20 protein-coding genes and 1 tRNA gene are annotated in these 23823 nt (G+C 37.6%); 11 read left to right on the top strand and 10 right to left on the bottom strand.

The genetic code is table 11. The features are described 5' to 3' along the window. Positions 1–9 precede the first annotated feature (9 nt). A complete protein-coding gene (locus ACE2AL_RS17515) occupies positions 10–378 on the bottom strand; it encodes a DUF1992 domain-containing protein (protein WP_206083451.1) in 369 nt (122 codons plus the stop codon). A 455-nt stretch (positions 379–833) separates the two neighbouring features. Here ACE2AL_RS17515 and ACE2AL_RS17510 point away from each other — a divergent pair, with 455 nt between their 5' ends. Continuing rightward, positions 834–2405, top strand: coding sequence for an AbgT family transporter (locus tag ACE2AL_RS17510; RefSeq protein ID WP_272539325.1), 1572 nt, complete (start codon positions 834–836; stop codon positions 2403–2405). Positions 2406–2517: 112 nt separating this feature from the next. On the opposite strand, the gene ACE2AL_RS17505 is transcribed toward ACE2AL_RS17510, so the two are convergent. Next, complete coding sequence (locus ACE2AL_RS17505; protein WP_206083453.1) at positions 2518–2925, bottom strand: DUF2628 domain-containing protein; 408 nt, start codon at positions 2923–2925, stop codon at positions 2518–2520. Between the two features lie 563 nt (positions 2926–3488). Here ACE2AL_RS17505 and ACE2AL_RS17500 point away from each other — a divergent pair. The 6 genes from ACE2AL_RS17500 to ACE2AL_RS17475 all read left to right on the top strand — a co-directional run bounded on the left by ACE2AL_RS17500 (position 3489) and on the right by ACE2AL_RS17475 (position 9594). Beyond that, entirely contained in the window at positions 3489–3797 is a 309-nt protein-coding gene (locus ACE2AL_RS17500) for a helix-turn-helix transcriptional regulator (RefSeq protein WP_353167765.1), read from the top strand. 209 nt (positions 3798–4006) lie between these two features. Then, positions 4007–4540, top strand: a complete 534-nt coding sequence (locus ACE2AL_RS17495) for a fimbrial protein (protein ID WP_375083730.1) — start codon at positions 4007–4009, stop codon at positions 4538–4540. 131 nt (positions 4541–4671) lie between these two features. Then, complete coding sequence (locus ACE2AL_RS17490) at positions 4672–7152, top strand: fimbria/pilus outer membrane usher protein (RefSeq protein WP_375083729.1); 2481 nt, start codon at positions 4672–4674, stop codon at positions 7150–7152. A gap of 6 nt (positions 7153–7158) precedes the next feature. Then, on the top strand, positions 7159–7884 hold the full coding sequence (locus ACE2AL_RS17485) for a molecular chaperone (protein WP_353167773.1): 726 nt from the start codon (positions 7159–7161) through the stop codon (positions 7882–7884). 3 nt (positions 7885–7887) lie between these two features. Beyond that, complete coding sequence (locus tag ACE2AL_RS17480) at positions 7888–8871, top strand: fimbrial protein (RefSeq protein WP_375083728.1); 984 nt, start codon at positions 7888–7890, stop codon at positions 8869–8871. A 69-nt stretch (positions 8872–8940) separates the two neighbouring features. Continuing rightward, the gene (locus tag ACE2AL_RS17475) at positions 8941–9594 is read left to right on the top strand and encodes a response regulator (protein WP_272573997.1); all 654 of its coding nucleotides are present in this window, start codon (positions 8941–8943) and stop codon (positions 9592–9594) included. Here the strand turns inward: ACE2AL_RS17475 and ACE2AL_RS17470 are convergent. From ACE2AL_RS17470 to aspA, 7 genes are all read right to left on the bottom strand, one after another. Continuing rightward, entirely contained in the window at positions 9572–12775 is a 3204-nt protein-coding gene (locus ACE2AL_RS17470) for an ATP-binding protein (protein WP_375083727.1), read from the bottom strand. The genes ACE2AL_RS17475 and ACE2AL_RS17470 overlap by 23 nt on opposite strands. 90 nt (positions 12776–12865) lie before the next feature. After that, the gene (locus ACE2AL_RS17465; RefSeq protein ID WP_241016812.1) at positions 12866–13207 is read right to left on the bottom strand and encodes a helix-turn-helix transcriptional regulator; all 342 of its coding nucleotides are present in this window, start codon (positions 13205–13207) and stop codon (positions 12866–12868) included. Positions 13208–13989: 782 nt separating this feature from the next. Next, positions 13990–14065, bottom strand: a tRNA-Phe gene (locus ACE2AL_RS17460). A gap of 126 nt (positions 14066–14191) precedes the next feature. Continuing rightward, complete coding sequence (locus ACE2AL_RS17455) at positions 14192–14770, bottom strand: transcriptional regulator (protein WP_206083460.1); 579 nt, start codon at positions 14768–14770, stop codon at positions 14192–14194. Positions 14771–14978: 208 nt separating this feature from the next. Continuing rightward, a complete protein-coding gene (locus tag ACE2AL_RS17450) occupies positions 14979–15272 on the bottom strand; it encodes a helix-turn-helix domain-containing protein (RefSeq protein WP_206083461.1) in 294 nt (97 codons plus the stop codon). Between the two features lie 680 nt (positions 15273–15952). After that, entirely contained in the window at positions 15953–17275 is a 1323-nt protein-coding gene (locus tag ACE2AL_RS17445) for an anaerobic C4-dicarboxylate transporter (protein ID WP_206083462.1), read from the bottom strand. A gap of 146 nt (positions 17276–17421) precedes the next feature. Further along, positions 17422–18846, bottom strand: a complete 1425-nt coding sequence (aspA, locus tag ACE2AL_RS17440) for an aspartate ammonia-lyase (protein ID WP_206083463.1) — start codon at positions 18844–18846, stop codon at positions 17422–17424. A gap of 440 nt (positions 18847–19286) precedes the next feature. On the opposite strand from aspA, the gene ACE2AL_RS17435 reads away from it, so the two are divergent. From ACE2AL_RS17435 to ACE2AL_RS17420, 4 genes are all read left to right on the top strand, one after another. Then, on the top strand, positions 19287–19802 hold the full coding sequence (locus ACE2AL_RS17435) for an FxsA family protein (RefSeq protein WP_206083464.1): 516 nt from the start codon (positions 19287–19289) through the stop codon (positions 19800–19802). Positions 19803–19965: 163 nt separating this feature from the next. After that, complete coding sequence (locus ACE2AL_RS17430) at positions 19966–20259, top strand: co-chaperone GroES (RefSeq protein WP_206083465.1); 294 nt, start codon at positions 19966–19968, stop codon at positions 20257–20259. A gap of 51 nt (positions 20260–20310) precedes the next feature. Further along, complete coding sequence (groL, locus tag ACE2AL_RS17425) at positions 20311–21954, top strand: chaperonin GroEL (protein WP_206083466.1); 1644 nt, start codon at positions 20311–20313, stop codon at positions 21952–21954. Between the two features lie 412 nt (positions 21955–22366). Continuing rightward, positions 22367–22711: a DUF4156 domain-containing protein gene (locus tag ACE2AL_RS17420; RefSeq protein WP_047756639.1), complete on the top strand. Its 345-nt coding sequence runs from the start codon at positions 22367–22369 to the stop codon at positions 22709–22711. A 47-nt stretch (positions 22712–22758) separates the two neighbouring features. Here the strand turns inward: ACE2AL_RS17420 and epmB are convergent, their stop codons facing one another. Further along, on the bottom strand, positions 22759–23787 hold the full coding sequence (gene epmB / locus ACE2AL_RS17415) for an EF-P beta-lysylation protein EpmB (RefSeq protein ID WP_206083467.1): 1029 nt from the start codon (positions 23785–23787) through the stop codon (positions 22759–22761). Between the last annotated feature and the right edge of the window lie 36 nt (positions 23788–23823).

Raw genomic sequence — 23823 nt, 5'->3', positions numbered from 1 at the left:
AGATACCTCTCAGTTTTTGCCAATATGTGTTGAAATTGACTGTGAATATTCACCCTGTAAAAAATCGGTATTGACCCCCGCTTGCCTTAATTTTAATTCAAGCAGCGCGAGTTGTTTGCTCACATTGACATAATTAGGGTCATCAACCGACAGTCCTTGAAGTAGATGGCTCAGTGTTAGCGCGTCTTTTCTTTGCTGTAATTCAGCAGGTAAATATCCCGAATTCTTTAATAAGCGATATCCAGCCCTGAGCTCAGGCGGAACCAGGCTGTCATCTTCAAGCTGCAAAGCTTTACCTTCCCCAGCTAAATTTGAAAGTTCACCTCTACTTAGCGCTTCTTGAATATGGCGTTCAGCCCAAAGGTCGATAACTGACATGATAGAGGCTCCATGAGTTGTTTTTTACTATTATAACCTTCTATATCAATATAAATAAATTGGCAGATTATTCTTTATTAAGCTTGTTATTCCGAATTATAAGCAAGGTTTTATCGATTGTTGATAAATAAGGGTTTTACGATTTATATAAAATAAAACTGCTAAAAAATGATATTTAATTAGTGATAAATGACGAAAAAAAGCCATAGATAATATGAAAATTGTTATGTTGACCACACTTATCGAAATTAATTTACCAAAATTATTTTGGTTGTAATTATCCTCTTTGGCTAAATTAATAATATTAATAGCTAATAAAAATGAGTTAGTCCTAATCATGTTGAATTTTATGTCTGATTTGTATGAATTTTGTTGATTTAGAATTATCTATTTGTAAATAGCAAAAAGCAAAAACATTGTGTAATGTCCGTTTTTCTTGTTTATAAGGAGAAAATATGGAACAAAAAAAGCAAGAGGGAAGCCGTTTTTTACGAACGGTTGAGTGGCTAGGCAATGCTCTACCACATCCTGTTATTTTATTTATTATTTTAATTGCGATTTTATTAGTTTCCTCAGCAATTGGTCAGTACTTCGGTGTAAGTGTGCCGGACCCTCGTCCAGAAGGTGCAAAAGGGCGCGCAGAAGATGGTATTATTCATATTGTGAGTTTATTGGATGCCGAAGGGATCCGAAAAATTATTGCGAATGTCGTCACCAATTTTACAGGCTTTGCACCGTTAGGAACGGTACTAGTTGCATTATTAGGGGTAGGGATTGCTGAACGAGCAGGTTTACTTTCCGCTGCCATGCGTTTGGTTGTCACCAAAGCCCCACGAAAATTAACCACAATGGCGATCGTGTTTGCTGGGATCATGTCAAATACCGCGGCAGAGTTAGGTTATGTGGTACTTATTCCGCTCGCAGCTATCATTTTTCATTCATTAGGTCGCCACCCTTTAGCAGGCCTTGCGGCCGCATTTGCTGGGGTTTCCGGTGGTTATTCAGCAAACTTATTATTAGGTACGGTTGACCCATTATTGTCGGGTATCACTCAACAAGCAGCACAAATCATTGACCCAACCTATATCGTGGGCGCAGAAGCAAACTGGTACTTTATGTTTGCGAGTACGTTTTTAATTACTATTTTAGGTTATTTAATTACTGAAAAAATTGTTGAGCCACAATTAGGCCCATACACGGGTGGTGCTGTTGATGAGGATGAAAATAGCCTCTATGCCTCGGCAAATGTTACTCCGTTAGAGAAAAAAGCCTTATTTTGGGCATCTGTGACTTTTTGGGGATTGGCTGCAATTTTAGCGTTAATGGTAGTACCAGAAAATGGAATATTACGTAACCAAGACACTGGCTTAGTCAGTAACTCACCGTTCTTAAAAGGTATTGTGGTCTTTATTTTTGTTTTCTTTGCTGTTCCCGGTATTGTGTATGGCTATATAGCAAAAACTATGCGTTCGGATAAAGATATTGTTGATGCAATGGCGGGCGCGATGAGTACGCTAGGTTTATACCTCGTCATTATTTTCTTTGCTGCACAATTTGTTGCCTTCTTTGGCTGGACCAATATTGGGCAAGTTATCGCAGTTAAAGGTGCCAATTTCTTAAATAGTATTGACCTTCATGGTGGTGTACTGTTTATTGGCTTTATTCTTATCTGTGCATTTATTAATTTAATGATCGGCTCAGCATCAGCTCAATGGGCAGTAACCGCACCTATTTTTGTTCCTATGCTAATGTTAGCGGGTTATGCACCAGAAACCATTCAAGCTGCATATCGTATAGGCGATTCGGTCACGAATATTATCACGCCGATGATGAGCTACTTTGGTCTGATTATGGCGATTGTGGTGAAATATAAGAAAGATGCGGGGATTGGTACATTGGTTTCAATGATGTTGCCATATTCGATTATCTTCCTGATAGGCTGGTCATTGTTCTTTATTGTCTGGGTATTTGTATTAGGTATCCCAGTCGGACCTGGTTCACCAATTTATTTTACGCCAGGAAGTTAATGACTATTTAACTTTTATGGCATAAAAAGACCCCCAATAATTGGTTATCCAACTATTGGGGGCACTTTTATAACCACTTTTTTATTCGATAAATTATCAGGTAATATTTTACCTATACCATGCGGATCCCTTCGAACGGATTCCACCCATCAAGTCCCTTGGTTTCTTTTATATAATAAGCATAATTAGCAATCATCGCCCAGAGAGCTGAAATCCCGACGGAAAGGCCGGTATAAGCTCCATTAGGAATCGTACCACCAATCATAAAATCAATGACATTGAGCACCAGACCTAAACCAATAGAAATCCCCAGTAGGACTAAACCTTTTTTCCATAATCCTAAAATCAAAAAATAAATAATACCGAAGAAAAAGGCGAAGAAATTCATGCTAATGAGCAGGCGTCCACCGAAAGACTCCGCTTTCAATGCGGCTTTAAACTCTGGCGTATCGGGTGCTCCATGAGTGTCAAAAAAGTTAAAGCGCTTCTGCCATTTCTCAGAATATTGTTTTTGCTCCATTTTATCCCTCTGTGATTAACTAATAAAAATTATGTAAATGATAACGAAATATATAGAGTATGGAGGTATGAATAATCTGAATAATCACAATAGTTAAGATGTTTAGTTCAGAGCCCAATAAAACCTTAAGAAAGTTTATAGTCTTAAGGTATCTTATTTTATAAGCATAGGTTTCACCAAAACTTGGCGATATAAAATTTCATTAAAACGTAAATGTTAACATTTAGTTAATAAACAAAATTTAGCATTGATGATTTATCAGATAAAAAAACTGTATTTTTAGGATATGTGAGATAAGTAACCATATTTGATGATGGCGTTTACCCGAAAAATGACGAGTTCGCTAGATAATGTTTCATAAACCTTACTTATATTAAGTGTGGATCATATATTAATAGTCAAAAATCAGAGATTTTAATAAATAAAATTAATGTTTAGTTTTATTTATTACTCGTATGTGAGTTTGTTATTTTTATTTTATTTTATTTAATTAGTATTGCTCGCAGTTAGTTATTCTTATGTTATTCAGTATCTACTTTGTATTTTTCAGAAAGGAAATAAAAATGGCAGCTAGATATCCTATTGCCAAAATAGTAGGGAGCAGAATAAAGAAGCTTAGAAGGGAGTATGGACTAACGGGAACTGAAGTGGCAATGGCTTTGAATGTTAGTCAACAACAGTTTTCTCGTTATGAACGAGGTATTAATAGAATAGATATCGATTCATTAGTTATGATTGCAGAATTCCTTAAAGTCAGTGTACATTATTTCCTTGAAGATATAGATTTAGAGCAATCAAAAAATTGGATCTCTGAATATAATTCATTATTAAGTCATAGTTTTTATTCAAAAAATAAAAAAAATGAAGATTAGTATTTGTTTTAAGGATCTCCTTATATTTACGGTTCATGTTAGTGGTTATATTACTTCACATGTTATCGGACATCTCAAGTCATTAAAATAATGATACGAATAAAGTTAACTGAATTCTAGTTATATCAATAATTCTATTGGTATGGCTGTGTACCAACTAAGGTATTGCCTTAGTATATATTAATAATATCATGAAATAAGGGTTTAAAATGAAAAAGACGCTATTAGCATCTTCAATTATCGCATTAACATTCACTGCTGCATCAACTTCATTCGCTGCGGATGTAGGAAGTGGTACTATTGAATTTAATGGTACAGTGAATACTGGTGCTTGTACTATTGCTCCTTCTTCTGTTAACAAAGAAGTTCAATTAGGTTCTGTTCCAGCGGCATCATTACAAACAGCTGGTTCACAAGGTCCAAATGTTGATTTTACATTAGAATTAACGGATTGTATTTTGGACCCTACTGCAAGTGGTACTGATTATTCTAAAGTAACAGTTAAATTCACTGGCCAAATGGATGCAGCAGGCACTTTATGGGCAAGTACTGGTACTGCTACCAATGTTGGTGTGTTATTCCAAAATGCAAGTGGAGCAAATTTAAAAACAAATGATACTGTTGAGCAAAGCTTAAATGCAGGGACAAATATTATTAATTTATCTGCTCGTATGCAGGCATTAGGTGCAGCTACTGCCGGTTCTGTTAAATCTACAGTCGCTTACGTTTTAGATTACCAATAAGTATTAATATAAAAATATTAAAAAAATAATAAATCTTATATTTGCTGATTATGCTGTGTATAGCAATTGCTTCACAGCATTTTCAGTTATATGAGTTAATTCAATAAATCCATTATAGAATATTGCGGCTAATGAAAAAGAACAATTTTAATAAAAACATAGTGACTAGTTTAGTATCTAGTTTATTGTTTTACACTTACTATGTTAATGCGGATTCTGTTCAATTTAATGAAGACGCATTATCTATTTTGGGTAATACTAATATAGATCTAAGTGCATTTGAGAAAAATAAAATTAGTGAAGGTTCTTATTTTTCTAATGTATCGGTAAATGGTCGAAGAATTAATTATTTTGATCAAATAAATTTTTTAAAAAAAGATGAAAATATACAACCTTGTATTTCTAGAAACTTAGTAGAAGTTATTGGGTTAAAAGAAGAGTTTATTAAAGAAGTGCCTACATGGGAAAATGGTCAGTGTTATGACCTTGCATCTCAGGATAAAAACATTCAGGCTAGATTCGATGATGAAAAGCAAGAGTTAATGCTTTCAATGCCTCAAGCTTATTTTCAGTACTCTGATGAAAATTGGGTTCCGCCTATGCAGCGGGAAGTTGGGGTTAATGCACTCGTTTTGGATTACAACCTTGTTGAAAACTATATTAAATATAAGAATACTCGAGACATTAATAATTTTAGCTCATTCGGTTCTGTTGGTGCGAATGTAGGGCGTTGGCGTGTCCGCAGTAATTATCAATACCAAAAAGACTTTAATGATAATAAAAATGATAATTTTAAATGGGTACAAACTTATTTATTTACAGATTTACCTAGTTTATCCGCAAAATTTTTTGCGGGTAAATATTATACAGTAAGTAATGTATTTGATTCTGTACGTTTTAACGGTGTTAGTGTCTTTACTGATGAGAACATGTTACCGACTTCTCTAAGAGGGTATGCACCGAGTGTTACTGGAACCGCGACAAGTAATGCGACGGTTACTATCTCGCAAAATGGACGTATCTTGAATCAAATGAAAGTGGCACCAGGGCCTTTTTCAATTGATAACTTAAGTTCCTCTTTATCGGGGGCTCTTGATGTTAAAATTACAGAGGAAGACGGCTCTATACGTGAGTACCAAGTTTCTTCGACTAATATTCCATTTTTAACACGCCCAGGCATGGTGCAATATAAACTAAATGCAGGTCGGTTAGACCCAATGGGATATAAAAACATTAATGATGATTTTATATCAACTGAAGCTTCTTGGGGGATCCTCAATAATTTGTCTATTTTTGGTGGTGTTTTCGCAACCACTAATGATGAATACCATGCCTATAATGCAGGTGTTGGGGTAAATATGGAACGCTTTGGTGCAGTATCTTTTGATATTACACAGTCGAGAAATCAATTACAGGATGTTGCTTTACATACTGGTGAAAGTTACCGTATTAATTATGCAAAACGTTTTTCAAATTCGAGTCGACTGGATTTAACAGGGTACCAATTTTCTAACGAAGGCTTTATGTCAGTGAATGACTATATTAGCTTAAAAGAAACTCCGTTAACGCCACATTATCGGCAGAAAAATGTATTTACGACTTCTTTTACACAACAACTCCCTGATTTACAGGCAGATATAAGTTTAAGTTACTCACGGGAAAGTTATTGGAAAGAATCAAAAAATAACAATACTCTTAATTTATCGTTTAATAAAACCATAAACACAAGTTTTATAAATAATGCGATTTTATCATTATCAATTGGTGAAAGTAGCTACGTAAAAGGTACACGCTCTAAGCAAGCATACCTTTCGTTAAGCGTCCCATTGGGTGGCGAAAGAAATTCACGGATTCAATACTTTAGTTCTTATAATGATATTGATAAGAAATATAATAGTAATATTAATTACAACTCTAAAATTAATGATAATAACGTTAGTTTAGGTTTATCAAGTAAAGACTTTTTTGAAAATGCGGCAATGAATGCATCCGTTTATCGTGATACGCAATATGGTACTGCACAACTAACGGGTTCCTATGGCGAAGACTACCATACATTAAGTGGGTCACTAGATGGTTCTTTGACCATTACCAGCCAAGGCCCAGTCTTACACCGACGAGTTTATGATAACCAAGCTCGTATGGTTATTGATACAGATAAAGCGAAAGGGGTATCAATTAATAAAAATGAATCAGTCACGAATGGGTTTGGTTTAGCCGCAATTAGTAATGTTCCAACCTATTATAGGTCTACCCAGTATGTTGATCTTAATAATGTACCAGACAATGTCAGCATTGATGACAGCGTGATTGAATCAAATTTAACTGATGGTGCAGTTGGTTATTCAAAGCTTAATACATTAGTGGGTGAAAAAGCGTTAGTCACAATTAAATTCCCTGACGGCAATACGCCTCCATTTGGTGCTTTAGTTTATGGCTCTGATAATAAAAATGTATTGGGAATGATTGCAGAGGAAGGGCAAGTTTATTTAACAGGCTTCCAGCCAGATCAACAATTAATAGTTAAATGGAGTGGTGACCAGTCATGTCGAATTATGCTAGGTAAACAAAGTCATTTAACCAGTAAAAACATAACCTGTAATAAAGAATAGAAAATTATGAAAAAACTTAAATTAATAATGAGTGCTTTAATTTTAATTAGCACATACACACATGCATCAATTTCTGTTGACCGTACTCGCGTTATTTATGATGAAGCAAGTAAAGGTGTTAGCGTTGTGATTGAAAATATTGATAAAAAAGATCCTTATTTAGTCCAATCATGGATCGAAAATGAAAATGGCGAAAAAATTTCAGAACCACTGATTGCTTTGCCTTTATTACAACGTGTTGAAGCAAATCAAAAGAAGCAGGTTAGAATTAGTTTATCAAAAAATGATGTGAAAATACCGAGCAACCAAGAGTCATTATTTTACTTTAATGTCTTGGGTATTCCGCCGAAAACTAAGTTAGAAAATGCAGTTGAAATTGTCATTCAATCACGTTTTAAATTATTTTATCGTCCGAGTGAATTGAAAAAATACCCTAATAATGATTGGCAAAAAGAGTTGAAAGTGGAGAAAGTGGGAAAATCATTAAAATTAACTAACCCGACTCCCTATCACATTGTTGTGATTAATGTTAATGATAATGAATCTAAAGTTCCTGATTTTAAAGAAATTGTCGTGAAGCCAAATAGCAATGCAACATATTTACTATCAGATAAACAAGTGAAATCACCAAAAATGGTTGTGACTTATATTGATGATTATGGAACACCAAACTTATTGAAATATACATGTAATACCACTTGTTCTGTATCAAATGAAAAGGATAAGAGGTAATTTATGTTAATTTTGAAAAAAATAAATACATTCACTATATTATTTTTATTTTTGCTAAGTTTTCAGTCAGTAGCTGCGGTTAACAATTGTGTACCGAGTTCAGGAGCTACGTCTATAGAACAAGAATTAATCTTTGATATTACAAATAGTAGTGCCTCAATTCCAAATGGTACCTTATTGACATCAGCAATGAGCTCATATGTATCAGTGAAATGTGAGTTTACTGGCTCATCAAGTACAGCTAATGCAGTTTACTTTAAAAATACAATGCCGAATGCAATTAAAACATTGTTGATTAATAGTGGTGTCAGTGTGACACAACAAAATGTAATTTCATCTCCTAATCCAGTAACGATAACCAACCCAACTGTTCCAAATATTTATTTAGGGTATTGGAGTCAACCAGAGACAGGAATTACACGTAATATTGCTTTCATGTATAACTTCTATGTTTACAAGGGGGCTAATGCTCTTAAACCTTTTGATACTGGGTTATTTTTATTAGGAACTCATGTGGATTATTTAGGTAAGGATTTAGGCGGACCAACTTATGTGCGAATTAAAGGGGATTTAACCTTACTCTGCCCTGCGCCCGCGGTGAACATCACAGCTTCTAATGGGGGGAGTGTAAACTTTGACACGATTTCACCTAAACAAATGAATGCGGGAGAGGTAGTTAGCCGAACTTTTAATTTAGGTATGTCAGTGCCACAAGACTGCGAAACAGGGCTGAATATATCAGTTCGTTTTGAACCAAATAATAATACGGTGCTAGGCGGAAAATATCTTGATATGGGTAATGGATTACAAACGCTATTAACCCGTAATTCAACTGATATTAACTATAATGAAAGTTACAGTATTGGTGAAATCATGCCACAATCACCGATTAGTGTCCCTTTTACTGCGACATTAAGCAAGATTGCAGGCAGCACCATCGCTTCAGGTCCGTTTTCTAAAACAGTTCGAGTTGTTGTTTCATATTAAGAGTGTTAATTGACATTTTTTCTATGGTGTTATATTGAATATACATATTCTGATGCTGAGTATTATTAAATGAAAAAACTCAAATTAGTATTAGTTGATGATCATCCCATTGTGCTTTCAGGTTTGAAAGATACACTTTCTCAATCAATGAATTTAGAAATTTTAGGTGCCTACACTCAGGATGCTGAACTATTTTCTTTTTTGAAAAAAAATGAGGTTGATGTGATCGTAACTGATTATATGATGCCTAATAATACCCAGTCTAGCGATGGCCAGAATTATATTCAATTTTTACGTCGTCAATACCCAAATATTGCCGTGATTGTATTAACGATGGTTTCTAACCCCATGATTATACAAGTGTTATATGATTCAGGGGTGAGCGCGGTGGTGTCAAAAGAGGCGCCATTAAGCGACCTGATGAAGGCTATCACATTAGCGGGGCAAGGCCGCCAATATCGAGTTCCTGTTGCAGATATGACAACGACATTAAAAAGCCGTAATGCGGTAACATTAAATGATAGGGTAAAGACATTATCACCTCGTGAACTTGAGGTATTGCGCCTTTTTGTTCAAGGAAAGCCTATTGTTGATATTGCAAAGCAATTAAACCGCAGTGATAAAACTATCAGCTTACAGAAAAATGCCGCAATGCGTAAATTGGGTGTTGATAATAATCAAGCGTTAATCAGTTATTGCCTTACACATCATTTATTTGACTGATTTTTTTTATCCAATTAGCTAATTGATTGCAGATATTCTGGTTAACCTGAATATCAATGTGTGTTGATGCCTGTGAGTCTAATGTTGCCTCAAACTCACGAAGCTCATTAGCTAATTCACGTTGTTCCACACTAATTAATGCGCCACGGATACGATGGGATAACTGTTTTATTTCATCAATATTGTTATCTTCAACAGCTTGGCAAAATTGAGTAATATCGGTAATAAAATGATGAATAATTTTTTCTCTATCTTCTCCATTTAGCGGGTTAATCATTTCTAGGGGAGCCATTTCTAAAGTTGATGAGGAGTAAATCGGGAATAAACGGTTGAATAATTGAATTAAGGTTTCTAGCTCTATAGGTTTTACAAGCCATGAATCCATTCCAGATTCTAGGCATCGCTCTTCTTCTTCTTTTAATCCGTTTGCAGTAACACCAATAATCGGACATGTTTCGCCTTCACTGCGCAGCTGCTGTGCAAGTTCATAACCATTACGATAAGGCATATTAACGTCTGTAAGGATGATATCGACAATTTCGTTATCCCAAATCACCAACGCTTCTTCACCATCATTGGCAATAAATACCTTACAACCGAGTAATTCAAGCTGCTCTTGTAGAACAACTTGGTTAATGGGGTTATCTTCAGCAATTAAAACGCGAAGCGGGTATTTATGCATGTGAGTTTGTATACGAGATGTTGGACAAATAAGGGATCTCTGTTCTTTATTATTTTGTAGTAAGAATAGCTGCTGATTTAATTCAGATAGTCGGAAATTCATCTCAGGACTTACCCATTGTTGTCCATCCCAATGAGTTGGCAGAGGAAACGATGGAATTAAGATGCCGACAGCAATAACGGATGAGGTATCTATGGGGAGGCTATTTTCTGTGAAATAAACATTAGCCCCCCAACGTTTTAGCCATTGCGTTATATTTTCAGTCAATAATGGGTTTGGGGTTTGTAACCAAATATTGGTATTTTTTAGTGGTAGCCAATGTGGTTGCTGTATATCGAGTGCTAAAGGTAGTGTCACGAGAAACGAGCTACCAACCCCAACTTCACTCTGTAGGCTTATCTGCCCATCCATCAATTTAATGAGCTCAGAGCAAATAAATAGGCCTAAACCAGTACCGCCATAGGCATGAATTTCTGAATGAGCTTGATAAAATGGCTCAAATAATTTTATTTGTTGTTCAGGGCTAATTCCAACACCAGTATCACTGACACGTATTAATATATTATTATTACTTCTTTTGAGTTCAATAGTAACCGTGCCCCTGTGGGTAAATTTAATTGCATTACTGAGTAAATTACCTAAAATTTGTTGCAGTCGAGCAGAGTCACCAATTCTATTTGCTTGTACGCTTGGGTCAATAACAGCAAATAGGAGTAACCCTTTTTGCTGAGCAATACCTTGATATAGTTGAACGGTTTGTTGTACTAATTCTAATAAATCAAATGGATGATTATGGATTTGAATTTGGTTAGCTTCTATTTTGCTAATATCTAAAATATCGCCAATTAATTGCATAAGTAGTTGGGACGTTGTTGATATTCTCTCAATAAAATGAGCTTGTTGAGGTGAAAGAGAGGTGTTTGCGAGTAATTCTAACGTACCGATTAGGCCATAAAGTGGAGTTCTTATTTCATGGCTCATTGTTGCTAAAAATGTCGATTTAGCTCGGTTGGCTTCTTCTGCAAGCCGCTTCGCATCATCAAGTTGTTTTTCAGTTTCTGCTTGGATGGTGATATCAGTAAATGCGCATAAAATAACAGGGCGCTGTTGGTAATAAGTTGCTGTACTCACAACATAGAGGACATGCTCCCCTGATTTTAAAGTCGTTTTAACGTGTTCTGTGTCAGAAAGAACCTTGACGAGTAATTCATTATATTCATTTGAGTCGTGGGGAGTAGATATATTGGTTATTTTTAGCCAGTAACGAGCTAACTCATTCGCGAAGCGTAACTGCTGGGTTTCTTTATCTATTACACATAGGCCGATAGGGGTTGTTGCGATAAGCGTTTGGTTGAATGCTTCATTTTCTAAGATGGCTTGCTGGGAGTCTATTGCGGGTTGTAATATTTTTCGCTGGTACCAGCGGTGATATCCCCATCCACAAAATAAACTAAAGAAAAGAGCGATAACTAAACTGATAGGAAACCACAGGTTGTCTTCAAAAAAAGCAGCATAACTAATTCTATAATATCCAGTCCATTCATCAGTTTTAGATGAAAGCTTAAGAACCAGGCCATCTTTGGTATAAAAAATACCTTCTAATGCTTCTTCCTCAGGCGCTTGGGTTGTTCCAAGTAACTGACCATATTTCGTATGAATTAGCCAAAATTGATGTGTGAGTGTGGGGTTTAACATTCGTTCCAGCACACTTAACCTAGCTTGGCTTAACATACTGACCGCATAAATATTTTTAGGGGAAATGTGAGCATTCTGCCATAAATGCTCATCAAAACCTGCGGGAATAATCCCGATAAGAATATTATCAAAAGGCACTGGACGTAACCAAATAATTTGTTTTAAATCAGTCGGTTGTGATTCTGAAAACTGAGCGTGGATAGCAGGTAAATTTTTCCTGACGTTATCAATAACGGAATAATATAAGTTTGGAGATATCGATTCATTTCCTAATACAGTGCCAACAGAAGGCACACTGATACTAATTTGGTCGTGCTCATTGACAAAAAATACAGCGGCGGCAGGGAAATAGGACCCACCCCAAAACGTGGAATAATAATCAGCTAAGTAAGCGCCTAAAGAAAATAATATACTGGGTACTCGGGAGCATTCTAAACTTTTATCACAAGCCAGCGTGAATGGCATTGCGACTAAAGATTCTTTACCCTCAAGTAAATGTAATGGTAGCTTGATTGGTAGTGATTGCTCTTGTATTGCATAGGTTCGGCTTTCAACTAGCTCTGATAGATCTTGGTTTTGCTTATTTAACGATCTTAAAAATTTCTCTTGCTCATTGATATAGCCTATTAGTGACCTAAAATCGACTTCTAACCGCCTAGTTTCTTGTTGGACAATTCGTTCTGCGCTCCAAAATAATGTTGCTATTAGAATAAACAACAAAGGGAAAGCGACAGTGAGTATGCTGTTTGTGCGTCCTGATGTGCGAGTTATCCTTGAAAATGCAGTCGGAGAAGGGGTAGGCATAGTGCTGCTCTCATCGATTATAGGCAAACTCCATAATTTTCATAATAATATAAAATAAACAAATTAAACAATATTTCTTTATGCCAAAGGTTAGACAATTGCTGAATTGTAATAGTCTTTCAAATCATCTAATTCCCAACCAAAACCATTTAAATTAGTGATATGGTGTGAAAGTTTAGGATGATGGCTAACGATATAGAATAGCCTATGGTAAAAATCTGGAAAGTTAATACCGAGTATAAGAATAAATTTAAATAATACATCTACGGTTAATGCATTCTCACCTCGTTCATAACGGGATAATTGCTGTTGGCTAATACCTAGCTCTTTCGCAATGCTCTCACCGCTAATTCCTAACTCTTGTCGGTATTCTTGTAAGCATTTACCAACTAGCTGGCTGATATAATAAGTTGTATCTTTTTTCTTTTTCATGTGGAAACTTGACCCTAGTATCATTGATTCATAAAACTATTTTTATCTTGAAGAGTAAATTATGACAAAAATAAGATTTTAGAATATAAGGTATTCCTTAATTAAAAATAATGTTAAGTCATTTATTTCAGGTTCATATGTAGAGACTTATTTTAAGCATTATATTTATTTTCTTTTTATTTCAGAGAACTATTTTTGTTACTCAACAGTATGTTAAGTATTGATTGTGAATTGCTTGGTAAGGTTTAGTTGACTTATTGCATTAAGGCTTGGCTACATTCTCATTACAAATTATTATTATTTATTGTTTAATATTGTATTTGATTATTTTTTTAGCTCAATAGATGGGAATAAAAAATGATATTATAGTTTTTTAGTGGTTTATTTGAATAACTATTAATATAAAAACTTATTTTTAGGTTTTTAAATGAGACAACAAGCCAGTAAATACACGTAATAAGAGTGAGTGGGCGCCATTTAATGGATGAAATGAGAAAAGGGTGAGAATAATAATCTAGTTATAAACCTTAGCGTTTGGCTTTTTCTAGTTCTCTCCTAATTATTTAGTATAAGTTAAGCCAATTAACTTTGGTTTATGGTTATTTTTATATCTATATTCTGTATATAGGCTTATTACTCATAGCTTGCAAACAGAGAGTATAGAGAAATAGGTGTTTAGATGAGAGTAAAGGCCATTCCGTGTCTTTAGCCTAGTTAGCTAAGTATGAGTGTTTGAAAATACAAAAGCAAAAACCCGCCTTTTGGGCGGGTTCTTTAAATAGTGGTGCCCGGACTCGGAATCGAACCAAGGACACGGGGATTTTCAATCCCCTGCTCTACCGACTGAGCTATCCGGGCAACGGGGCGCATTAAACCGTATTCAGCTGTTTGCGTCAATGAGTTTTTAATAAAAAAACGTTTTTTTTTACTGAGTGTTTTCTTTTTCAGCAAAAGGTGATTGTTTAACGTGCTAATGTGGCTTTTTTAGCTTAGCGCCCCTTTTTTACGGCATAATGCGATCGTCAAAATATCTTCAGAAAGGTGCTGCGCTGTTTCAACATCTTGAATGTCACGTTGGACTAATAAACGGTTTAAGCACCCTTCGAGAACCAGTTCCATTTGGTTTGCAACAAGCTCAGAGTCTTCGATATCAAGTTCATCCAATAAATTTTTGGTAAAATTAAAGGAATTGTCTTTTTGTAGGCGACTGAGCTGGTGAATCGGGTGCTCTGAATCGGGGTAATAATTACAAGCAGAGATAAATAAACAGCCTGGAAAACGCCCCTCACTCACTTTCTCGGACAATTGTTGGTAACGGGCCATTAATTTCTGCTGTGGGCTTAGCGTTTCCTCTAGGAGCGTTTGGCGCTGCCATACTTCAATTTGTTGTCCATGAAAGCGCAAGCAATCATAAATAAGGGCTTCATCATCAGGCCAAAATTGGCGAATAGTCGAAAAATCAGATTCAATTTCACTGAGTAAATTTTCTGTTGATGCGGATAACCCCTGAATTTCTAACTGGTTTAATGCATGGCTTAAAATTGTTTCGCGCTGGATAGGCATTATGAACTCCATCGGCATCGTGTCTGTTTTTTTCATCATAGCAATGATCAATATTGAATTATAGCGCTTTGCTCAATAGCAATGGAGCTGGCGGAGCTACATAAATGAATAAACGGGGCATTTTTTGTAGAAAGGCGGGAGGAACAGGAGGGGGAAATATCCCCCCTGAATCTAAATTGACAGTGAATATCAAATTTAGACTGGAACGTTAATTAATCAAATTCGCCTCTAGCGCAACATCGATATAATAAAACTGAAAAATTTTCTTCATAAAATCATCGACATCATGCTTTCTTAACTCAAGGGCTTGTAAGATATCTAACAGACCTTGTATGGTGATGGCATTTTTACCCCTTTCGTAACGAGAAATTTGTTGCTGGCTAATGCTTAATCGTGATGCTAATTGCGCACCTGTTAAACCAACCGCTTTTCTTCGGTGTTTTAGATAGGTTCCAATATAAATGGAAATATCGGTATTATCATTTCGTTGAGTACTTAACATTCCTCCCCCAAATAAATTAATGCTGATGAGATAAATTATTTTAAGTAATGGACTTATTCTATAATTTAGCGCTCGTTTAACGGGTTTAAAAGAGAACCTGAATGGTTTTCTAATACCTATTAGACAAGGATGAGTTTAGCATTACCAATATTTATGGCGGATGGATTTTTGGGTATTAATAGATAGCGCCTATTTATAATACACAATAAAAGAGTATGCATTGTTGATTTTAAAGGATTATATATAAGTTTTATCACGTTAATATCTGTTTTTTTTGAAATTATACATTTAAAAATATCGTTGTTTTAGCTATATTGTTTTTGTTGTTTTCTGACGAACTTAGCGGAATTACACTGAGATATTAATCAATATATTCATTGCTTGTTACACTTATATTGAGGTTATTAATATAAATGTTTCATTGGAAAAATTTGGTTTATTTTATTCGATTTTTATATCTTATTTTGGTGTATTGAATATATATAAGATAGCTATGGTTTATATATTTACCTCTTTTATTAAATTTATAATATGAGACAGAAAATAATGTTGATGAATGATCTTTACAGATTTTATATTTATCATTGCCACTTTAGTGACAATGATAAATATATTTTCGAACAGAAAAAACCCGTGAATGATGTCACGGGTTTTTTAGGCTGTTCAATTGATGAATAGGGCTAGAGCATCATTCCACCGAACAGGAAGCCGAAAGTGACGGCTAATGCGACAGCAATGGTACCAGGGATAAAGAATGGGTGGTTGAAGACGAAGCGACCAATGCGCGTTGTCCCTGTATCATCCATTTGTACCGCAGCAACCAGTGTCGGGTAAGTCGGCAGAATAAACAGACCAGAAACCGCAGAGAATGACGCAATTGCAGTCAGTGGGCTAACACCTAAAGCCAGTGCCATTGGCATCAATGCTTTTGCTGTTGCTGCTTGTGAATACAGAAGCGCAGAACAGAAGAAGAAGATAACCGCTAGCATCCAAGAATGTTCGTGGATTAAGTCACCCGCAGTTGCTTTGATCCACTCAAGGTTGTGTTGTACGAAAGTATCACCTAACCAAGCCACACCTAAGATACAGATACATGCACTCATACCTGCTTTAAAGGTACTGGAGTTCAAGATAGCATCGGTATTTACGCGACAAAGGATAGTAATCAACGTTGCTACAGTCAGCATGATGATCAAAATCGCATTGGTGGTGTTCATCAATGGTGTTTCGACAATCCCTAAGCTTGGGCTATTGATGATGGCATAACAGACAACACCGATAACACCTAATAAGAACAGCATAACGGAAGATTTAGCACCAGGTTTGATTTCTTTGACTTGGCTACCACGCAGTTCAATTAAGCCTTCTGCTAAACGTTTTTGATAGATTGGGTCATCAGAAAGTTTAGAGTTAAACGTCCAAGAGATAATAAATGACATCAACATAATCGCGAGGAAGGTTGATGGCAGTAAAATTCCCAGCAGGGTGATGTAGCTGACTGTATTACCAGCACCCATCATCGCAGGGTTTTCCATAACCGATGCCATATAGACAACCGCAGCAGAAATTGGTGATGCAGTAATACCAATCTGAGCAGCAACGACCGCTGTTGATAATGGACGGCAAGGTTTAACGCCTTGTTCTTTTGCGACTTCTGCAATTACAGGTAGTGTGGCTAAAGAGATATTACCTGTACCTGCAAAGAGCGTCAGAAAGTAAGTGACAACTGGGGCAAGAATAGTGATGTATTTAGGATTGCGGCGCAGTAATTTTTCTGTTTGAGCAACTAAATAATCTAAACCGCCTGCAATTTGCATCGCAGAGATAGCGGCGATAACAGCCATGATGATGGAGATAACGTCAAATGGAATGGTACCTGGTTTCACGCCAATTGCAGCGAGTACCAGTACACCAAGGCCACCGGCAAAGCCGATACCTATCCCACCAAGACGGGCCCCCAAAAAAATGGCCAGCAGAACAATGACAAATTCTACGGCTAACATAGTGTTTACTCCTCGACAAAATGAAAATTAAAATTATGAAACTGTTATGTTAATTTTTTGTGTGTGCATGAATCAAAAAAGGCACGCTTTCCGATGAGAGGCGTGCCTTTATTTTTTTAAGTATTATTTATGATAAACATAAACTTTTAGTCATCAAAACGTTTTGCTTTGTAAGCTGGGTGTTTTAAGTTCTCAACAGAGAAAATATCATCCAGCTCTGCTTCAGTTAGTAAACCGCGTTCCAGCACAACTTCACGGACGCTCTTACCTGTTTCTGCACAGATTTTACCTACGATATCACCGTTATGGTGGCCAATGAATGGGTTCAAGTAGGTCACGATACCGATTGACTTAAAGACAAACGCTTCGCAGATTTCTTTGTTCACAGTAATACCGCTAATGCATTTCTCTTGCAGATTGCGACATGCATTGCTCATCAGAGAAATAGACTCGAACATTGCTTGACCGATAGCTGGTTCCATTACGTTTAACTGTAATTGGCCTGCTTCAGCTGCCATTGTTACGCAGATATCGTTACCAATAACTTTGAAACACGCTTGGTTAACCACTTCTGGAATCACTGGGTTAACTTTTGCTGGCATGATAGAAGAACCTGCTTGTAACTCAGGTAAGTTGATTTCTTTAAGACCTGCACGAGGGCCGGAAGATAGCAGGCGTAAGTCGTTACAGATTTTAGACAGTTTCATTGCCAGACGTTTTAAGCCTGCGTGAACAGTGATGTAAGCACCACAGTCAGAAGTTGCTTCGATTAAGTCTTCAGCAGGAACGCATGGTAAACCAGTCACTTCAGCTAATTTTTTCACTGCCAGTTCTGAATAACCAGGTGCGGTATTCAGGCCTGTACCGATAGCCGTTGCACCTAAGTTAACTTCGAGCAGTAATTCGATGCTACGTTTCAGATTTTTCTCTTCTTCTTTCAGAAGGGTAGCGAAAGCATGGAATTCTTGGCCGACGGTCATTGGAACGGCATCCTGTAACTGGGTACGACCCATTTTCAGAATGTCTTTGTATTCTTCAGCTTTAGCTTCAAAGCCTTTTTTCAGGTATTCAACAGATTCAATTAACTTCAGTACAGAGTTATACACTGCGATACGGAACCCAGTAGGGTAAGCATCGTTAGTGGATTGGCTTTTGTTCAGGTGGTCATTAGGGTTTAGGAATTCATATTCCCCTTTTTTATGCCCCATCAGTTCAAGACCGATATTTGCAAGAACCTCGTTGGTATTCATATTCAGTGATGTGCCCGCACCACCTTGGAATACGTCAACAGGGAACTGGTCCATGCATTTGCCTTCATTTAAAACAACATCACATGCTTTGATGATGGTTTCCGCGATATTACGTGGAATTGTGTGTTGTTCTTTGTTGGCTAAAGCCGCCGCTTTTTTAACCATAACCATGCCGCGAATAAATTCTGGGACATCGTTAATAGTGCGGTCGCTGATATAAAAGTTTTCAATCGCACGCAGAGTATGAACACCATAATAGGCATCGGCTGGAACTTCTTTTTTACCTAACAGGTCTTCTTCGATACGAGTATTGTTTGACATGAGAACCTTCTTAATTAGATTACAGTTACTGTCCGTTTATGCGCTTTTTAAAAATCCATATATCGTAAAAACAAAACTTAACAGGTGATTAATATCGCAAAATAAAACTTTACAAGCGATTAACACCTTCTACTACGTTATCAGCATTATGATCTACTGATTTATGGGTAGATAATATGCCTTTAATGAAACAATGCCTTGAACCTAGATCACTATATAGTTTGATTTATGCAACAGATTTTACGTTGTGTGATATTCATCACAGATAAGTCTGGTTAATCAAAAAACTCTATGAGTTGAAAAACGTTATCTTTGCCCCAATTATTATGGCTATACTAAAGAAAAAAGCGAACATTGATAGTTGTCTCTTAGATGCAGTTCACAAAGGTTTTCCGAGGGGCGTAAAATAGTTGATAGCTTATTGAAATAAAGGAGAACTTGTGCGCTGGTTACCACTAATTCTGATATGTATTCTCATTTACATTGAATCGGTTATTTTCGTGAGAGTCGCTTCCGAAGTGGGAGTTCTAATGACACTAATTTTAGTGGTCTTAACTTCCTGTTTGGGGGTCTCCTTGGTGAAAAACCAAGGCATGAAAAATGTCCTGCAAATCCAACAAAAATTAGCGTCTGGTGAAAGCCCAGCGGCAGAGATGATTAAAAGCGTTGCGCTCGTTTTAGCGGGCTTTTTACTCATCGTGCCAGGGTTTTTCACTGACTTTATTGGTTTATTGTTATTACTTCCACCAGTACAAAAACTTATCGTAATGCGATTAATCCCGCATATTCGTTTCTATCAACCTGGCGCGGGTTTTAATCAGTCAAGAAATGGCGGATATCAAAACGGTAATACGTTTGATGGCGAATTCCAACGTAAACAAGACGACCCGTCTTTTACCATTGATAACACTGATAAATCAGACTCATCAGATAAAGACGACCGTCCGAAACCGTAAATCCTTCGTATTTGTGGGGAGATAAAAATGAAAAATTTTTTATCTCCCCCCTTGAAGTCCCTCTGTCTAGCCCCAATCTGCTCAAACATGGTACTAGTTTATTTAAGACATGCTGGTATCGTCCTTTTACCTAGTGTGGACTTTATTTATAGGAGAACTATTAATGAAAATTCGTCCATTGCATGACCGTGTTATCGTTAAACGTAAAGAAGTAGAATCTAAATCTGCGGGTGGCATTGTTCTGACCGGTACTGCGGCAGGCAAATCAACGCGTGGTGAAGTTCTGGCAGTAGGCCAAGGCCGCATCCTCGAAAATGGCGAAATTAAAGCGCTGGATGTGAAAGTTGGCGATATCGTTATTTTTAACGACGGTTATGGCGTGAAAGCTGAAAAAATCGACAATGAAGAAGTCCTGATCATGTCTGAAAGTGACATCCTGGCAATTGTTGAAGCGTAATTTTCACTTAAAACTTCTCAACGAACGAAAAGAATTTGAAGGAAAGAGATAATGGCAGCTAAAGACGTTAAATTTGGTAGTGATGCACGTACGAAAATGCTTCGTGGTGTGAATGTTCTGGCAGACGCAGTTAAAGTAACCTTAGGTCCTAAAGGCCGTAATGTTGTTTTAGACAAATCATTTGGCTCACCTGTTATCACTAAAGACGGTGTTTCTGTTGCACGTGAAATCGAATTAGAAGATAGATTCGAAAACATGGGTGCTCAGATGGTCAAAGAAGTTGCCTCTAAAGCAAATGATGCTGCGGGTGACGGTACAACAACAGCAACAGTGTTAGCACAAGCTATCATCACTGAAGGTTTAAAAGCGGTTGCTGCGGGTATGAACCCAATGGACCTGAAACGTGGTATTGATAAAGCAGTTGTTGCTGCGGTTGAAGAGCTGAAAGCACTGTCTGTTCCATGTTCAGATACCAAAGCGATTGCACAGGTGGGTACTATTTCTGCAAACTCTGACGAAACCGTTGGTCGTTTAATCGCAGAAGCAATGGATAAAGTCGGCAAAGAAGGCGTTATCACCGTTGAAGAAGGTACAGGTCTGGAAGATGAGCTGGATGTGGTTGAAGGTATGCAGTTTGACCGCGGTTACCTGTCTCCTTACTTCATCAACAAACCAGAAACTGGTGCAGTTGAGTTAGAAAACCCATTCATCCTGTTAGTTGACAAAAAAGTCTCTAACATCCGTGAATTACTGCCAGTATTAGAAGGCGTTGCGAAAGCAAGCAAGCCACTGCTGATCATCGCTGAAGATGTTGAAGGTGAAGCGCTGGCTACCTTAGTGGTTAACACCATGCGTGGTATCGTTAAAGTGGCAGCGGTTAAAGCTCCAGGCTTCGGCGACCGTCGTAAAGCAATGCTGCAAGATATCGCAACTCTGACTAACGGTACTGTTATCTCTGAAGAGATCGGTATGGAGTTAGAAAAAGCAACATTAGAAGACTTAGGTCAAGCTAAACGTATCGTGATCAACAAAGACACCACCACTATCATTGATGGTATCGGTGAAGAAGACGCGATCGCAGGCCGTGTTGCTCAAATCCGTCAACAAATCGAAGAATCTTCTTCAGATTACGACCGTGAAAAACTGCAAGAGCGCGTTGCTAAATTAGCTGGCGGTGTTGCGGTAATTAAAGTTGGTGCAGCAACTGAAGTTGAAATGAAAGAAAAACGTGCTCGCGTTGATGATGCTCTGCATGCAACTCGTGCTGCTGTTGAAGAAGGCGTTGTTGCTGGTGGTGGTACTGCACTAGTTCGCGTTGCAGCTAAACTTGATGCACTGAGAGGCGACAACGAAGAACAAAACGTTGGTATTCGTGTTGCTCTGCGTGCGATGGAAGCGCCAATGCGTCAAATCGTCACCAACGCAGGTGAAGAAGCGTCTGTGGTTGTTAACAACGTGAAAGCAGCGAAAGGTAACGAGGGTTACAACGCAGCAACTGACACTTATGGCGATATGATCGACATGGGTATCTTGGATCCAACTAAAGTCACGCGTTCTGCTCTGCAATTTGCAGCCTCTATCGCTGGCCTGATGATCACCACTGAAGCGATGATCACTGACCTGCCAAAATCAGATGCACCTGACTTAGGTGGCGCTGGTATGGGCGGCATGGGTGGAATGGGCGGCATGATGTAAGCCATTTGGCAAACATCATGCACTAGTCACGAATATTTGTGACTTAGCCTGAATAAGACCAGCACGGTGGAGTTATCTCGCCGTGCTGGTTTTTTTTGGTTTTTAATTATATCGAACGATTAATTATAGATAATAATTAATATCCCCAATCAATGTACAATTGATGCGAAACACGATTTATTTTTGCGTCGACATTGCTTAGCGGGTTATATTTAACGTAAGGTAAGTGGTTTGAATTAGCAAAGAATAGGGCAGTTTCTTGATTAATTTGTGGTAGACTCTATTCGGCTGGTGATGTGTGGCAATTGTGACGCAGTATGCGGAGCACTTCCTAGCGATTTATGATATACCGTATTAGGGCTAATAATTTTTCAAACCAGCTGCAAAAACACAATGAAAAATGAGGGAAAACATGCGAATTAAAGTCTTGCTTGGTGCTGCTGCATTACTGCTATTAGCGGGTTGTTCAACGTCAACTAACTTGACTGCGGCAGGCTCACAAGTTCGTTTTGTTGAGAATCAACCTGGAAGTGATTGCCAACTTCTCGGTCAGGTTGCAGGGACACAAAGCAACTGGTTGAGTGGTGTAAATAATGAATCCAGCTCAATGCGTAGCGCAGCGAATGATTTGCGCAATAAAGCGGCTGAAATGGGCGGAAATGTGATCTTCGGTGCAACTAGCCCAAGTGAAACCGTGTTATCTAGCTTTATCCCACTAGATAGCAAAATGGTTGGTCAAGTGTACAAGTGCCCCTAAAATGAATTAGCGACGCCCAAATACCGATTATTTGGGCGTTTTGCTGATTAGCTCTGCCTTAAATTGAGATCGAGCAGTGTTTTGCTTGGTTCTCCTCCAATTTCCCGTGCAAGTTTAGGCACGAGATACCCAGATACTTTGCTCAATAATTGTTGTATCAATTGCCGAGCTTCAATATCGCTGACGAGAAAGTGGGCCGCACCTTGCACTTTATCCAATACGTGTAGGTAGTAAGGTAAGATCCCAACATCAAATAAGGCATTACTCAAATTCATCAGTGCCGTTACGTTATCATTGACTTGTCGCAGTAAAACACTTTGATTTAATAATGTTACACCTGCTTTTTTGAGCTTTTGCATTGAGTTCGCTAATGCTTTGTCTATCTCATTAGCGTGGTTGATATGCGTCACCATAACCACTTGTAAGCGCGAGCGTGCTAGTCTTTCGCACAAGGTATCTGTGATACGCTCAGGGATCACAACAGGCAAACGTGTATGAATTCTCAAACGGGTGATATGGGGAATTTCCTCCAATTGGCTTATCAACCAATCGAGTTCATGGTCTTTTGCCATTAATGGATCACCTCCAGAGAAGATGATTTCATTGAGTTCGGTGTGGTTTTTTATATAATCCACAGCCATCAACCAGTTATTTTTATTTCCTTTGTTATCTTCATAAGGAAAATGCCGGCGAAAACAGTAGCGACAGTTCACTGCACAGCCACCTTTAACGAGCAGTAATGCGCGGTTGTGGTATTTATGCAGTAAACTTGGGATCTCATTATCCTGCTCTTCCAGCGGGTCGGTAGAAAAACCAGGATGGACATCAAACTCGGCTTTTGCGGTTAATACCTGCAATAACAGCGGGTCTAGTGGATCGCCTTTTTTCATTCGTGAGATAAATGGCATTGGGACACGCAACGGAAATAATTGACGTGCCTCACGGCCTTCTTGCGAAGCAAGATGATTTTCCAAGTTCAGTATTTGCAGCAATTCATCAGGATTAGTGATTGCTTCAGCAAGTTGTTGTATCCAGACTTCTCTGGATGAGGTATTTTGAGTTACAATATCGACCATTTTTTGGCTATGCCATTTTTAGTTTATAAATTAGAG

This window comes from Providencia xihuensis (assembly GCF_041953405.1).
GTDB lineage: Bacteria > Pseudomonadota > Gammaproteobacteria > Enterobacterales > Enterobacteriaceae > Providencia > Providencia vermicola.
Note: the sequence above shows the minus strand (reverse complement) of the source record. Positions and strands in the feature narration are given on the sequence as shown.

Excerpts from the sequence above, each read along its gene's own strand:
- ACE2AL_RS17515 (WP_206083451.1), bottom strand. The coding sequence starts at position 378 with ATGTCAGTTATCGACCTTTGGGCTGAACGCCATATTCAAGAAGCGCTA.
- ACE2AL_RS17510 (WP_272539325.1), top strand. The coding sequence starts at position 834 with ATGGAACAAAAAAAGCAAGAGGGAAGCCGTTTTTTACGAACGGTTGAG.
- ACE2AL_RS17505 (WP_206083453.1), bottom strand. The coding sequence starts at position 2,925 with ATGGAGCAAAAACAATATTCTGAGAAATGGCAGAAGCGCTTTAACTTT.
- ACE2AL_RS17500 (WP_353167765.1), top strand. The coding sequence starts at position 3,489 with ATGGCAGCTAGATATCCTATTGCCAAAATAGTAGGGAGCAGAATAAAG.
- ACE2AL_RS17495 (WP_375083730.1), top strand. The coding sequence starts at position 4,007 with ATGAAAAAGACGCTATTAGCATCTTCAATTATCGCATTAACATTCACT.
- ACE2AL_RS17490 (WP_375083729.1), top strand. The coding sequence starts at position 4,672 with ATGAAAAAGAACAATTTTAATAAAAACATAGTGACTAGTTTAGTATCT.
- ACE2AL_RS17485 (WP_353167773.1), top strand. The coding sequence starts at position 7,159 with ATGAAAAAACTTAAATTAATAATGAGTGCTTTAATTTTAATTAGCACA.
- ACE2AL_RS17480 (WP_375083728.1), top strand. The coding sequence starts at position 7,888 with ATGTTAATTTTGAAAAAAATAAATACATTCACTATATTATTTTTATTT.
- ACE2AL_RS17475 (WP_272573997.1), top strand. The coding sequence starts at position 8,941 with ATGAAAAAACTCAAATTAGTATTAGTTGATGATCATCCCATTGTGCTT.
- ACE2AL_RS17470 (WP_375083727.1), bottom strand. The coding sequence starts at position 12,775 with ATGCCTACCCCTTCTCCGACTGCATTTTCAAGGATAACTCGCACATCA.
- ACE2AL_RS17465 (WP_241016812.1), bottom strand. The coding sequence starts at position 13,207 with ATGAAAAAGAAAAAAGATACAACTTATTATATCAGCCAGCTAGTTGGT.
- ACE2AL_RS17455 (WP_206083460.1), bottom strand. The coding sequence starts at position 14,770 with ATGCCTATCCAGCGCGAAACAATTTTAAGCCATGCATTAAACCAGTTA.
- ACE2AL_RS17450 (WP_206083461.1), bottom strand. The coding sequence starts at position 15,272 with ATGTTAAGTACTCAACGAAATGATAATACCGATATTTCCATTTATATT.
- ACE2AL_RS17445 (WP_206083462.1), bottom strand. The coding sequence starts at position 17,275 with ATGTTAGCCGTAGAATTTGTCATTGTTCTGCTGGCCATTTTTTTGGGG.
- aspA (WP_206083463.1), bottom strand. The coding sequence starts at position 18,846 with ATGTCAAACAATACTCGTATCGAAGAAGACCTGTTAGGTAAAAAAGAA.
- ACE2AL_RS17430 (WP_206083465.1), top strand. The coding sequence starts at position 19,966 with ATGAAAATTCGTCCATTGCATGACCGTGTTATCGTTAAACGTAAAGAA.
- groL (WP_206083466.1), top strand. The coding sequence starts at position 20,311 with ATGGCAGCTAAAGACGTTAAATTTGGTAGTGATGCACGTACGAAAATG.
- ACE2AL_RS17420 (WP_047756639.1), top strand. The coding sequence starts at position 22,367 with ATGCGAATTAAAGTCTTGCTTGGTGCTGCTGCATTACTGCTATTAGCG.
- epmB (WP_206083467.1), bottom strand. The coding sequence starts at position 23,787 with ATGGTCGATATTGTAACTCAAAATACCTCATCCAGAGAAGTCTGGATA.